This window comes from Paenibacillus tabacirhizosphaerae (genome assembly GCF_040812395.1).
GTDB lineage: Bacteria > Bacillota > Bacilli > Paenibacillales > NBRC-103111 > Paenibacillus_E.
The window spans coordinates 132,194-144,776 of record NZ_JBFNXH010000006.1 but is presented as its reverse complement, the minus strand read 5'-3'; the positions used below and the strand labels follow the sequence as shown (position 1 = coordinate 144,776).

Sequence of the window (12,583 nt, the reverse complement as noted above, 5' to 3'; positions counted from 1 at the left end):
GAATAGGCGGTCCGGCGGTACCTCCTCGTTTTCTTGCGGAGCTTACGGAGGCGAAATGTACCAGGAATCTTACAGGGGTGTTCATGGGTATGAATACCGGATGGAAGGCAGGTTAGGGAGAAAAGAAGAAGACAGCACAAAGTAGAGCAGAGAAGGGGATAGGCGTGGGGGAGAGAAGCATTAGCGCCCGTATTTGAAATCTCGTTGACCCCATTCCCAATCCACTCCCCATGCGCCAACATAGGGTTTATACCCAGGACGCCGCTTGGCGTTGTTTTTGTTTTTACATAAATGAAATGTCATATAACTTGACATAAAAAATGAAAAGCATTACCATTTTCATAATAGAAATCATTTAATGTAATGATTAGTGACATGCAGCCTTTCTGTTCATTTCACCAGAAAAGGAGAGATGATAGTGAAAAGATGGATTCAAGCCATTGGTACAGGCGGGCAGGATACTCGTAATTTGTCCTATGATGAAGCCTTTGAAGCAGCGCGAGAGTTGGCGCTTGGCCATTCAACAGATGCACAGTGCGCGGCTTTTTTAATGGCACTTTGCATGAAAGGCGAATCGATTGATGAATTGAAGGCTTTCATAGATGTTTTCCGCGGTTGCTCGCTCAGCTATCAATCTTCTAGAAACTCTCTCCTTAGCGCCGGACCTGCGGAGGGACGTCATTACTTTCCAGTAACCTTGCCTGTAAGCTTGTTGCTTGCATCTGTAGGTTTTTCGCAGGTGCTGCATGGCAGCGATGCTCTTCCGCCTAGACAGGGGATCGCAATGAAGGAGATTTTGGAAAGCTTTGGCGTTTCTCTAGAACTGCCTATGAAGGCTTGGGAAGCATTATTTTTTCAATTGCATATTGGTTTTTTGCCGATAGATCAGCTATGCCCGCCGATAGGCAGACTCAAGCAAGTTCGCGAGCAAATAGGGCTAAAGACGATTATGAATACCGTGGAGAAAGTTATTAATCCGGTTCGCTCTACGAATATGATCATTGGGGTGAACGGGAAACAGGCGATGGCCTCGCTAATCCCTATTTCCATTTCTTCCGGCTTTCAGAGTGTGTACATTGTGCAGGGTATGGAAGGCTCGGAGGATCTCCCGATTTATCAAAACAGCATGATCCATATCGTTACCCCTTGGGGGGATGAATCGCGGTTGGTTGTACCTCAGAAGTTCGGCTTCCACAGTGAGCCGCTTGTGCCGCTTGGCAAAGCAGATCAGCTCTCCCTATTACAAAGAGTGATGTCCGGTGAAGATTCCAAAGAGGTGAAACGAGAACGGGACCATGTTATTTTCAACACGGGCTTGCGCCTGACTTGGTTCGATAAAGTAGGTAGCTATGAGGAAGGGTTCCAGCTTGCAGAATCCTTGCTGAAGCGTAAAGAAGCGCAAAAAGTTATGCAGCGGTGGGTGGAGCAGAGTCATCGTTGGCGGAATCAGACGCAGCCCTTAAGCAGCGATTCCTCAGAACACATTGGTTAAAGGGATCGCCTTCAATTTTCACTTGTGAGTGGAAGAAATTACAAGTAAAACTATTACTTTGGATGTGTTACCATCTAGTTGTGGGACTATTCATAGTTTACCAGAAAATTTTCTGGGGAAACGCTTAGGAGGCTAAGTCAACATCATGAAAAAACAACTTTTGACGTTTATGCTCGTGCCTGCCATCGCTTTTGGAGCTATTACGGCTCCGCTTCCTGGACAAGCTTCGGTAGTTTCTGCAGCTACGGCTACTTCAGTTGCGGCTGTCGGACAAATTGTAAGCAGTGTAAGTTTTAGAACAAGTCCGGATGAAAATTCAGCGCGTATTCGCTATTTAAAAACGAATGAGAAAGTAACTATTGTTGAGAAAACGAACAGCTGGTGGTATAAAGTTAAAGCATCTGATAGTCGGATAGGCTATGTCAGCACAAGTTCGAAATACATAAAAATCATTAGCGGCTCAATAGGCGGATCTACGAATGGATCGGAATCCAATGGCAATACCGCAGGTGAAACTAAAAGCGAGAAAATTCAAAAAGTAATTGAAGCCGGAAAGAAATATATGGGCACCCCGTATGAATTCGGATCTAGCCGCAGCGATACGAGCACGTTCGATTGTTCCGATTTTGTCCGTCAAGCGTTTCTGGATGGCATCGGGTTAAAACTGCCAGGCGATTCACGCGGACAAGGGAATTATGTGAAATCGCTTGGAAACGCCAAGACGGATTGGCATGATCTGCAACCCGGCGACCTGATGTTTTTCATGTCTTACAAAGGGACAAGCGCTTCCAAGTACAACGGGATAGACAAGTCCGCGCAAACGGTTACCCATGTGGCTATGTATTTGGGTGATGGGCAAATCTTGTCAACCTATTCGAAGGAAAGCGGCGGCGTTCGCATTGATTCTATAGTAGGACGGCATTGGGAATACCGTTTCCTTTACGGAGGAAGCGCGCTATAAAGAGCACACCAAAAAGACAGGCAGCGAGCAATCGAAGCCTGTCTTTTTGTCGTCTCTACGTTTGCATCGGGTCGAGCAGCGGGTTCCAATGAATCGTCGGTTCCCCGGTCTCCGGGTGGAAGCCTGCTGAGCCCACCCAAGGGTGCGGCGTCAGACCGAAAGTGAAATAATGTTCGAGCAGACTACGAAAGATAAAGGGGAGAGGACGATCGAGCACTTGGGATCTAGGAATCCAATGAAGTTCGCCTTCGCTGGTGACGATACGCGGATTCACATCTGTATTCCCCACATAAAAGAATTGCTGACGGATTTCTTGGCCATTAAGTCTTAGCAGCACATACTGCATGCGCAATCCGTGAATTTCGTCGTGTTCAATGCCGGTTTCTTCCCACACTTCGCGCAGACATGCGGTTCTTGGGTGATTAATCTCTGTGGGTTCTAAATGCCCGCCAACGGCTGCCCAAAGTCCAGGGGACAGCTTGCGGGTTAAGGAACGCTTCATCATAAGAAGCTCATTGTGGCTATTCCAAAGGAGAGCCGTGGACATCATACGTAGGTTAATCACTACTTGGCCTCCTTCTCCTAAGTTACCTTCAGCTTATCATAGCAAAGAACCGCAAAGATAGTGTCGGCATTTGACGTTTTGATGAAAATTGCCTATTGCTTCAAAGGAGCCAATTCGATATAATGTCCACTATAGAGGAACATAGGTCTTTCTAGAGAGGACGATAACATCGTGCCGGAAAGCAAAGAGTTTTTTCATCCGGTCAAGCACCAGGGTCCGGAACAGTATTATTTAGTTCGAGAAGATATTTTGCCAGAGGGTGTGCTCAAAACGGCGCAAGCAAAAGAACTGCTCGCGCGCGGAGAAGTAAAGACCATTCACGAGGCAGTCGAACAAGTCGGGCTTAGCCGGAGCGCTTTCTATAAGTACAAAGATGGCATTCATCCGTTGAATAAACTTGAACGAGAGCGCATTATTACGATATCCATGGATTTGGAGCATCGGTCCGGGATTTTATCGAGAGTGCTGGCGCTTATCGCAAATTTGGATGGAAATGTGCTGACCATTAATCAGACGATTCCTTTACAAGGTATGGCGAATGTTGTCATTTCTGTAGAAACGTCTTCCATGGGGGAAGAGATTCGCCAATTGCTGAATACTCTTCATGCGCAAGAGGGTGTCAAGCGTGCAATGATCATTGGTCAAGGCAGTTAAGATAGAAATTATTCGGGAGGTATATGGAATGAAACCGATCAAGATTGGTTTACTTGGGCTTGGAACTGTAGGTACAGGTGTGGTTCGTATCGTTGAAGGACATCAGGAGGATTTGCAGCGTCAAACGGGATCATCAATTGAAATTGCTAAGATTTTGGTGCAAGATAGAACAAAGAGCCGTAACATCACTGTCGATCCGGACAAGCTGACGGAGAGTGTATGGGATATCATTCATGATAGCGAGATCGACGTTATCGTGGAAGTGATGGGCGGGATCTCCACAACGAAAGAGCATATTCTGACTGCGCTTGATAACGGTAAGCATATCGTCACAGCGAACAAAGACTTAATGGCGATGCATGGCGCCGAAATTTTGGCTAAAGCAGCTGAGAAGGGCTGCGACGTGCTGTATGAGGCAAGCGTTGCCGGCGGCATTCCGATCATTCGCGCATTAGTTGAGGGCTTCTCTTCCGATCGCATTACGAAGATCATGGGGATTGTGAACGGCACGACGAACTACATTTTGACCAAAATGAGTCAAGAAGGCGCAGCTTATGCTGACGTTCTGAAAGAAGCTCAAGAGCTCGGTTATGCCGAGGCGGATCCGACTTCCGATGTAGAGGGTCTTGATGCTGCGCGTAAAATGACGATCCTCTCCACACTTGGTTTCCATGCGAATGTGGCCTTGGCTGACGTTGAGGTAAAAGGAATTTCGAATGTAAGCAAAGAAGATATTCTATATGGAAAAAAACTGGGGTACGAAGTCAAGCTGCTTGGCATCGCAGAGAATCATGATGGCCACATCTCGGTAAGCGTACAGCCGACGATGGTGAAGAATTCCCACCCCCTTGCTTCTGTTAACGGCGTATACAACGCGGTTTATGTTACAGGTGAAGCGGTTGGTGAAACCATGTTCTACGGAGCCGGCGCAGGTGAGCTGCCGACGGCGACGTCTGTTGTCGCTGACTTGGTTGCGGTAGTGCGCAACTTGAAGCTAGGTGTGAACGGACGCACGGTTCTGGCTCCTTACAAGGAGAAAAAGCTTAAAACCGACGAGCAGATTGCCTCTAAAAACTTTATTCTTCTATACGTAGAAGATAAAGCGGGTGTGCTTGCGCAAATTACGCAAATTTTCGCCCAGCATGAAGTGAGCTTGGAGTCTGTCTTCCAGCATCCGAACACGAGTAATCCGAAAGCGGAAATCATTATCATCACGCACGATGCGAATCAAGCCAGTATGAAAAACGTGCTGAGACAGTTCGAATCGATGGATGTTATTCACTCCATCAAAAGCCTCTACCGCGTAGAAGGCTAATAAGGTAGTTTTAAAAACCTGCTTTGATAACGAAGAGGCTCGGGGAAGCGGATTCGGCGTCGAATCTTGAACGAATCCGGGAAGTCCGGTACTCACGTAGGACACCTACGCTCCGTTCCTCCTTCTCCGGATATCGTCCAACCTTCTCGGTTCTGAAAGCAGGTTTTTAAAACATTCATTTTAAATAAAAAGAAGTTAAACAAAAAATTCAACCCCAAAAAGAGAGGCGCTGTACCGAAATGAGATATATGGGCTTATTGCAAACTTACAAAAATTATTTACCTGTTAATGACAACACGCCGTTGCTGACTTTGCATGAAGGGAATACCCCATTAATCCGCGCTGACAAGCTCTCTGACGAGCTGGATTTGGATATTTATTTCAAGTATGAAGGTTTGAATCCAACGGGTTCTTTTAAAGATCGCGGCATGGTGATGGCTGTTGCCAAAGCGATGGAAGAAGGAAGCCGCACGATTATGTGCGCATCCACAGGGAACACGTCAGCCGCAGCTGCCGCTTATGCAGCCAAAGGCAACTTGAACTGTATCGTTCTTATTCCTAATAACAATATTGCGCTGGGCAAGCTGGCTCAGGCTATCATTTATGGCGCAAAAGTCATTGCGATTGAAGGCAACTTCGACCGTGCTTTGGAGATCGTCCGTGAAATTACGGCCAAACATCCAATTACTTTGGTCAACTCCGTGAACCCTTACCGGATTGAAGGCCAGAAAACGGCGGCATTCGAGGTGAGCGACCAATTAGGCAAAGCTCCTGACTACTTGGCTATTCCTGTAGGGAATGCGGGGAACATTACCGCTTACTGGAAAGGCTTTAAAGAGTACCATGCCGGAGGTAAAATCTCTTCCTTGCCGAAAATGATTGGTTTCGAGGCTGAAGGCGCAATGGCGATTGTCAAAGGTGAACCGATCCGCGATCCTGAAACAGTGGCTACGGCTATTCGAATCGGTAATCCGGCAAGCTGGGACAGTGCGGTGAATGCCGCTAATGAATCGGGCGGCCAGATTAACTATGTTACGGACGAACAAATTCTTCATGCATACCGTACCATTGCTGCCAAAGAGGGCATCTTCGCTGAGCCGGCATCCGCAGCTTCAATTGCCGGTGTGATGAAGCTTAAAGCTGAAGGGTATTTCAAAGGCGGAGAGAGCGTTGTGTGCGTACTGACTGGACATGGCTTGAAGGATCCTAACATCGCTATTAAGAGCGTAGCCGGCGGCGATCCTCTCGTTGTTGAGGACTCCGAGCAGGCGGTTATGGAAGCTATCCGCAAGCTGGAGGGGTGAGCTTTCCATGTCAATGCATAAGGTGAGAGTGAAGGTTCCAGCCAGTACAGCTAACTTGGGACCGGGGTTTGACTCTCTGGGTATGGCTTTTAATTTGTACGCTTGGATCGACATGGCGATATCGGATACAACGACGATTCAATTGATCGGCGATCAGATGAATGGCGTTCCGACCGACAAGTCGAATTTGATTTATAAAGTAGCACAGATGGTATTCGAGCAGGCTGGGGTTTCTCATCCTGAATTGGCTATCACGATGTATAGCGATATTCCATTGACGCGCGGCCTCGGCAGCAGCGCGTCGGCCATTGTTGGCGCGCTGGCCGGCGCCAATGCACTGATCGGGAACAAGCTCACGCAAGATGAGCTGTTCCAAATCGCAACCCGCCTGGAGAAGCACCCCGACAATGTCGGGGCTAGCTTGTTTGGCGGGATCGTGGTTGCATTTTGGGACGGGGAGCGCGCTGAAGCCATTCGGCTGGAACCCGATGTGAACTTGGAAGCGCTGGTAGCGATACCAGCCTTCCAGCTTTCCACAGAGAAGGCGAGAAGCGTGATGCCGCAGCAAGTATCGATGAAGGATGCGGTGTTCAACCTCAGCCACTCCTCTTTGCTCGTTGCCGCGCTGAGTACAGGCAATTTGGGGATGATTCGCCATGCGATGAAGGATGCGCTGCATCAGCCGTATCGCGCGGCGCTCATCCCAGGCATGAACACGATTCTGGAGCAAGCCGATCAGCATGGCGCGCTCGGTGTTGCTCTAAGCGGAGCGGGCCCTACGATGCTTGCGCTCGTGGATGCGAGAAGTGAACAAAAAGCCGAGCTGGAAGCTTTTCTGAAAGAAACGCTTCAGAAGGAAGGCATTGAAGCGCAGCTATTGTGGCTCAAGCCGAGCTCTGACGGCGTAACGACCACTTTACTCAGTCCGGGGAACTTAGATCTTGGCGCGTGGCTACAGGAGGCAAGCGCTAAGGAGGTACGAGCTTGAAGAGAATTGCTGTATTAGGGCCAAGCACATTTTCGGAGGAATCGACTCGGCATTTTCTGGGGAACGACACCTTTGAATACGTGCCATTTAAATTGATTTCAGACGTATTTGGCGCAACTGCTGCCGGGGAAACGGATCTAAGCGTTATCCCGATCGAGAACACGTTGGAAGGCTCCGTTCACTTGCATGTGGATTGGCTTGTCCATGAGGTGGATTTGCCGATTCGGGCCGAGTGGGTTTTTCCTATCGATATGAATCTCATTGGATACGAGGCTCCCGATAGGACGAAGGATGCTTCCAATCCGTATGCGCATATTCGCAAAGTGCTCTCTCACCATGTCGTGCCGGCGCAATGCAGTCGGTTTATGAAGCAATATTTGCGTGGTGCTGAATTCGAGTCCGTGAGCAGCACAGCGGAAGGCGTTCGGTTGGTTTCTACGCTGAAGGATCCGACAGTTGCGGCCATAGGTCCGTTTATTGCCGCAGTGGATTACGAAGTTCCAATTTTGCAAAGGGAAATTCAGGATCATAAAGATAATATGACCCGTTTCTTGCTCGTCGGCGCCGAAGCACCTGAATTGATGGCCTCGAATAACATGAAAACGACGATTCTCGTTACGCTTCCTGATGATCAGCCTGGAGCTTTGCATCAGCTTCTGTCTGCCTTCGCGTGGCGCAGGATTAATCTTTCGAAGATTGAATCCAAGCCAACGAAGAAAAAGCTGGGAATTTACTATTTTTACATAGATATCGTTGGTTCCATGGACTCCGTGTTATTGCCTGCCGCTTTGGAGGAAATTGAAGCCATTGGCTGTCAGGTACGCATTCTTGGTTGTTATCCTAGTTATTCCTATGAAGATTACACGAAAAATTTGGAGGTGTAAGGAACAACATGGCACAATGGATTTATTTAGACGGTAATTATGTCAAGAAAGAAGATGCCAAAGTTTCCGTGTATGATCACGGTTTTTTGTATGGCGATGGTATTTTCGAAGGCATTCGGATCTACAATGGCACGATATTTAAATGCAAAGAACACTTGGATCGCTTATATGATTCCGCAAAATCCATCATGTTGAACATTCCTTTAACCTACAAGGAGATGCAGGAAGCGCTTGTGGAGACCGTTCGCCGAAATGAGCTTCGCGATGGGTACATCCGTCTGGTTGTATCCCGTGGCGCCGGAGATCTCGGACTTGATCCGCGCCGTTCACCGAAAGCGAGCGTTCTGATCATCGTTGAGCAGTTATCCATTTATCCGGAAGAAGCTTATGAGAACGGTCTGAAAACGGTATCGGTATCGACACGGCGCAACGTGCCGGACGCGCTGAATCCAAAGATTAAATCGCTCAACTATTTGAACAATATTTTAGTCAAAATTCAAGCTAATCTTGCCGGTGTCGGCGAAGCGATTATGTTGAATTCCCAAGGCTATGTAGCCGAAGGTTCGTCGGACAATATTTTCATCATCAAAAGAGGCGTCGTCTACACACCTCCTTGTTATTGTGGAGCGTTGGAAGGCATTACACGGGCGGCGATCATTGAGCTGTGCGCCAAGCTGGGTTATCCTCTGAAAGAGGAACCATTTACGCTTCATGACGTATATGTGGCTGATGAAGTGTTCTTCACAGGAACGGCGGCTGAGGTTATTGCTGTGCGGGAGGTGGACGCCCGTATCATCGGCGAAGGTAAGGCGGGACCGATTACGACGCATCTTCTGCAAGCGTTTCGCGGTATTGTGGAGATTGACGGCGTTCGCGTTTTTGAATAGGTTTTTGGATATCATCCCTTGCGCTCTAAGCGTGAGGGATTTTTTTGTCCGAAAGGAGGTCAAAAGCCTAGTTACGTGCATAAACTGTAATGTCATTGTGAATGGGTAACCGGAAAGGATACCGCTGTCGTTTAGGCTTGCGAGGTAAAGTTTACAAACGAAAAAGCGAAGCGGACGCATTTCGCGCATGATTACGCCGTTAGCAGGAAACGGATCCAATCATGCAGATTTTGTCCGCAAAACTCTAAGGAGGTATTGGTGTTGAAAATCCATATTGTCAAAAAAGGCGACTCCCTCTACGAGCTGGCAAAAAAATATCATGTCGATCTGGACCAGGTCATTGCCTTAAATCCGCAACTCGCTGACCCGAACGTCTTGAGCATTGGCGAAAAGGTCAAAATTCCATCCAGTCCCAAACCGGTAGAGCCACCCTCATCGGAGTATGTGTATAAGCACATCGTCCAGCAAGGGGATAGCTTGTGGAAGTTGGGAAAAGCCTGGGATATTCCTCTGCAAGCGATGATTCAAGCCAATCCGCAGCTCAAAAATCCAAATGTCCTCATGACTGGGGAACTGGTATTTATTCCAAAAATACATGCCGATCAAGCGCAAGGTCAAGAGCACAGCCACCATCCAGACCATAGCCATGGTCATGAACATTGGCAGCAAGCCCCATTGCCAGGCCATTCCCACAAGAAGTCGACGGCGCCATTTGTCGAGCAGCCGATTGTTCAGCAAGCGGCGCCTGCCCAACCCATCCAACCGCCGCTCACGCCTTATCTTCCGATTATGGAAAGCCCGAGTAGCGAGGCAGCGCCTGAGCCTGCCGAAGCGCCCGAAGCAGCTCCGGAATTACCGAACTTTACTATGCCGACGCAGGAAGCGCCTGCGCAAGAGCCGGCTCAAGAGCCTGAACAAACGAGCCTTAATGAGCCATACATGCAACCAGCGGTACATCCTTTTCATCAGTTCCATATTCAGGCTACAGAAGTCTCCGTCTATCCAAGCCAGGAGCCGGCAGATGTTTCCGAATGCCCTGAATTCGTTCCTTATCCTCTAGCTCCCTGGGAACATGGACATTACCCGATGGAAACGAATCAAATCCCGGTCAGCAGCGGAGGCTGCGGTTGTGGAGGAAGCCATTACGCTGAGCAGCCATGGCAGACATTCCCTGCAGGAATGCCAGCGTATACGGCTGAAGAGCCATGGCATACATTTCCTCAAACTTTTCCAACTGCAGATGGCTATTTTCCAGAGATGTCTATGGGAATGACATCGCCAATCCATATGCAGCATGTACCACACTATCCGGTAGGGCCAGACTTCTATACACCTCACCACGGGATGGTTCCGCATTATGAAACGCCTTATCCAACGCCATACGAATCCCCGATGTTACCGCAAGTTCACACCCATCAGCTAGCTGAAGAAACCGATAAAGAGGAAACGGTAGAAATCGATATTCGTCCCAGTAAAAAGAGTGAAAGAGCGGTAAAATCAAAAAAGACTAGATTATTAAATACTGCCGCGATCAACTCCGCTTTGAAAAGGCAGCAAAATCAAGTGGAGCGTTCGACTCCGAAACCAAATCTGCCCTGGATCAACGTTTAAGTGGAGCGTCGGTTTGCAGGCAAAAAAACAACCCATCCGCTTTGGAAAAAGTGGTGGGTTGTTTTTTTAGGCCAGCATGCCAATTGTGAAAAATACCATTAAGCCAACAACGAAATTCATGCCCCATTTTTTGCGGAGAAGCTCTCTTCCCCGGTGCAGCCGGGTTTTGATTGTTGTGATAGGTAAATCCAGCTTCTCGCTTATTTCCTGAAGCGAAAGCTCTTCTAAGTAGTACAGTGTGATTACACTTTTATATTTGTCGGCCAGTTTATTAATGGATGTATGCATATGCTCTTGAATCTCGGTCTGGAGAACGGCGTTCTCAGGCGTTTGATCTTGACTGGCTAGCTTGCTGTAGTAGCTGTAATCATCGTCATTCTCTGACAATTCGGCATCTAAGGATTGGACAGGCTTTTTTTTGCGAAGCAGATCAATTGCTACATTTTTGCCGATGCGGTATATCCAGGTTGAAAAATTTTGACTTTCGTCATAGTGGTTCAAGTTTAAGTAAACACGGATGAAAGTTTCTTGGACAATGTCTTCGGAATCCGGTCTGTTGTGAAGCATACGAAAAGCAAGTCTTTGAATTTTATTACGGTACAACTCCACTAATTCCACGAAAGCGTTGCGGTCCCCCCGGCGCGATAACTGAATCAATTGAAGCTCTGCCACATTCATGCTGTTCCCCTCCTTAGCGTTTTCCCCACTGGAAAACTGTCTTTGAATGCATACGCGGAGCCTTCCTGCCGGAAAACTTTCTCGTAAGCCAATTCGTGCATATTGAATTGTGAACTTTTCTCATTCATATAAGATCAGTCATGTCAAATGTATATCATTTAGTCTGAATAAGTATGAGAAAAATTTATCTACTTCTGACTATAACATTTCTGTGCCAACAGTCAAATTTTCATGCTAGGGTGTGCCGATGTTTGCTTGATTTGGGTCCTGATAGATGGCTGTATGATTGCTGGCTGGAGTCGGTATTTCCTTCGAGGCCGTTGTTGAATGAGGAGCTGCTAAACCGGCTTCACTTCGCTGCACTTCATTCCAAATGGCGACAACTCCCCATAAGAGAATGGCTCCGATCACAAGGAGTGTAGTTCGTTTGATACGTTTTCTCCCTTTCATGCTGTTCACCGTCCGTCTTGATTGGTTTCACGCTTCTCTCTATGGTAAATGATGTATAGCCTCCAGCGCAAATGGAAACAATACGAAAAAACGAGAATAGAAGGGGATTTCGGTGAATGTACATAGCTTTTTTAAGCATTGGAAAAGAAAATTGCGCTGGAGACGTAATTGGATAGCGCTCGGAACGGTTATTGTGATATGCCTCGCGAGCTGGATGCTTCATAAAGAAGGTTACTTCACGGGAGATGCAGCCAGTGTGAATAGCCAAGCAACCTTAGCTAAGTTGACACCGGAGGAAGACCAAAGACTTCGAGATTCTCTTGTAACGCTCAAGGGTATTACGGACAGCAGGGAAACCTATCTGTTTAAATCATATATATGCGGGGAAGAACGACAGGAACTGGGCACTCTCACACCAAGTCAAATGCTGGACGAGCAGACGAAGCACCCGGATTGGCTGCTGAGCCTAAGTGCCAAGGGCGAGGTAACGTTTACTCAGCATATTAATGATCTGTCGCCGGAATGTAAATTGAGGGCTGTATTCGGTATTGATGAGAATGGGAATTTGTCGTTATTCAATGGAAATCCAGGCAAGGATAATGTGATTCGCACCTTTTTTCAGTTAAACATTCAACATCTGGAAAGCAGTTTGCCGCGCGACACCGTGAAACAACTGCATGATGGTATCCGCGTTTCTGATGTAGAGGAGTATAACAGTGTACTGTCAACATTCAGCGATTATGCGGTAGAAGAAAAGGAACAGGCTATGGTTAATTAGTTATGATAAGAGATAG

General features: G+C 47.6%; 13 protein-coding genes. 10 read left to right on the top strand and 3 right to left on the bottom strand.

Annotation, left to right across the window (positions count from 1 at the left end; all coding sequences use genetic code 11):
• Positions 1-412 precede the first annotated feature (412 nt).
• Both ABRS97_RS13155 and ABRS97_RS13150 read left to right on the top strand, forming a co-directional pair.
• On the top strand, positions 413-1,492 hold the full coding sequence (locus tag ABRS97_RS13155; protein WP_367814507.1) for an anthranilate phosphoribosyltransferase: 1,080 nt from the start codon (positions 413-415) through the stop codon (positions 1,490-1,492).
• Positions 1,493-1,637: 145 nt separating this feature from the next.
• Complete coding sequence (locus ABRS97_RS13150) at positions 1,638-2,453, top strand: C40 family peptidase (RefSeq protein WP_367814505.1); 816 nt, start codon at positions 1,638-1,640, stop codon at positions 2,451-2,453.
• A 55-nt stretch (positions 2,454-2,508) separates the two neighbouring features.
• Here the strand turns inward: ABRS97_RS13150 and ABRS97_RS13145 are convergent, their stop codons facing one another.
• Positions 2,509-3,018, bottom strand: coding sequence for an NUDIX domain-containing protein (locus tag ABRS97_RS13145; protein ID WP_367814504.1), 510 nt, complete (start codon positions 3,016-3,018; stop codon positions 2,509-2,511).
• Positions 3,019-3,189: 171 nt separating this feature from the next.
• Between ABRS97_RS13145 and ABRS97_RS13140 the strand changes: the two genes are divergently transcribed.
• The 7 genes from ABRS97_RS13140 to ABRS97_RS13110 all read left to right on the top strand — a co-directional run bounded on the left by ABRS97_RS13140 (position 3,190) and on the right by ABRS97_RS13110 (position 10,661).
• A complete protein-coding gene (locus ABRS97_RS13140) occupies positions 3,190-3,672 on the top strand; it encodes an ACT domain-containing protein (protein ID WP_367814502.1) in 483 nt (160 codons plus the stop codon).
• 28 nt (positions 3,673-3,700) lie between these two features.
• Entirely contained in the window at positions 3,701-4,987 is a 1,287-nt protein-coding gene (locus ABRS97_RS13135) for a homoserine dehydrogenase (RefSeq protein ID WP_367814500.1), read from the top strand.
• Between the two features lie 239 nt (positions 4,988-5,226).
• A complete protein-coding gene (gene thrC, locus ABRS97_RS13130; RefSeq protein WP_367814498.1) occupies positions 5,227-6,291 on the top strand; it encodes a threonine synthase in 1,065 nt (354 codons plus the stop codon).
• A 7-nt stretch (positions 6,292-6,298) separates the two neighbouring features.
• Positions 6,299-7,279 carry a homoserine kinase gene (gene thrB, locus ABRS97_RS13125; RefSeq protein ID WP_367814496.1) on the top strand — a complete coding sequence of 327 codons (981 nt, stop codon included), beginning with the start codon at positions 6,299-6,301 and terminating at the stop codon, positions 7,277-7,279.
• Positions 7,276-8,163 (top strand): prephenate dehydratase, encoded by an 888-nt coding sequence (pheA, locus tag ABRS97_RS13120; RefSeq protein ID WP_367814494.1) that lies wholly within the window; start codon positions 7,276-7,278, stop codon positions 8,161-8,163. The genes thrB and pheA overlap by 4 nt, the downstream gene beginning before the upstream one ends.
• Positions 8,164-8,171: 8 nt before the next feature.
• Positions 8,172-9,050 (top strand): branched-chain-amino-acid transaminase, encoded by an 879-nt coding sequence (gene ilvE, locus ABRS97_RS13115; RefSeq protein ID WP_367814493.1) that lies wholly within the window; start codon positions 8,172-8,174, stop codon positions 9,048-9,050.
• Positions 9,051-9,311: 261 nt separating this feature from the next.
• The gene (locus tag ABRS97_RS13110; RefSeq protein WP_367814491.1) at positions 9,312-10,661 is read left to right on the top strand and encodes a LysM peptidoglycan-binding domain-containing protein; all 1,350 of its coding nucleotides are present in this window, start codon (positions 9,312-9,314) and stop codon (positions 10,659-10,661) included.
• 66 nt (positions 10,662-10,727) lie between these two features.
• Here ABRS97_RS13110 and sigW read toward each other — a convergent pair whose 3' ends face one another.
• Positions 10,728-11,339: an RNA polymerase sigma factor SigW gene (gene sigW / locus ABRS97_RS13105; RefSeq protein ID WP_367814489.1), complete on the bottom strand. Its 612-nt coding sequence runs from the start codon at positions 11,337-11,339 to the stop codon at positions 10,728-10,730.
• A gap of 234 nt (positions 11,340-11,573) precedes the next feature.
• Positions 11,574-11,789 carry a hypothetical protein gene (locus ABRS97_RS13100; RefSeq protein WP_367814487.1) on the bottom strand — a complete coding sequence of 72 codons (216 nt, stop codon included), beginning with the start codon at positions 11,787-11,789 and terminating at the stop codon, positions 11,574-11,576.
• 112 nt (positions 11,790-11,901) lie between these two features.
• On the opposite strand from ABRS97_RS13100, the gene ABRS97_RS13095 reads away from it, so the two are divergent.
• On the top strand, positions 11,902-12,567 hold the full coding sequence (locus ABRS97_RS13095) for a BofC C-terminal domain-containing protein (RefSeq protein WP_367814485.1): 666 nt from the start codon (positions 11,902-11,904) through the stop codon (positions 12,565-12,567).
• Positions 12,568-12,583 lie beyond the last annotated feature (16 nt).

What these genes read in the sequence shown, in the direction of transcription:
- sigW (WP_367814489.1), bottom strand. Translation starts at nt 11,339, where the DNA reads ATGAATGTGGCAGAGCTTCAATTGATTCAGTTATCGCGCCGGGGGGAC.
- ABRS97_RS13155 (WP_367814507.1), top strand. Translation starts at nt 413, where the DNA reads ATGATAGTGAAAAGATGGATTCAAGCCATTGGTACAGGCGGGCAGGAT.
- ABRS97_RS13150 (WP_367814505.1), top strand. Translation starts at nt 1,638, where the DNA reads ATGAAAAAACAACTTTTGACGTTTATGCTCGTGCCTGCCATCGCTTTT.
- ABRS97_RS13100 (WP_367814487.1), bottom strand. Translation starts at nt 11,789, where the DNA reads ATGAAAGGGAGAAAACGTATCAAACGAACTACACTCCTTGTGATCGGA.
- thrB (WP_367814496.1), top strand. Translation starts at nt 6,299, where the DNA reads ATGTCAATGCATAAGGTGAGAGTGAAGGTTCCAGCCAGTACAGCTAAC.
- thrC (WP_367814498.1), top strand. Translation starts at nt 5,227, where the DNA reads ATGAGATATATGGGCTTATTGCAAACTTACAAAAATTATTTACCTGTT.
- ABRS97_RS13135 (WP_367814500.1), top strand. Translation starts at nt 3,701, where the DNA reads ATGAAACCGATCAAGATTGGTTTACTTGGGCTTGGAACTGTAGGTACA.
- ilvE (WP_367814493.1), top strand. Translation starts at nt 8,172, where the DNA reads ATGGCACAATGGATTTATTTAGACGGTAATTATGTCAAGAAAGAAGAT.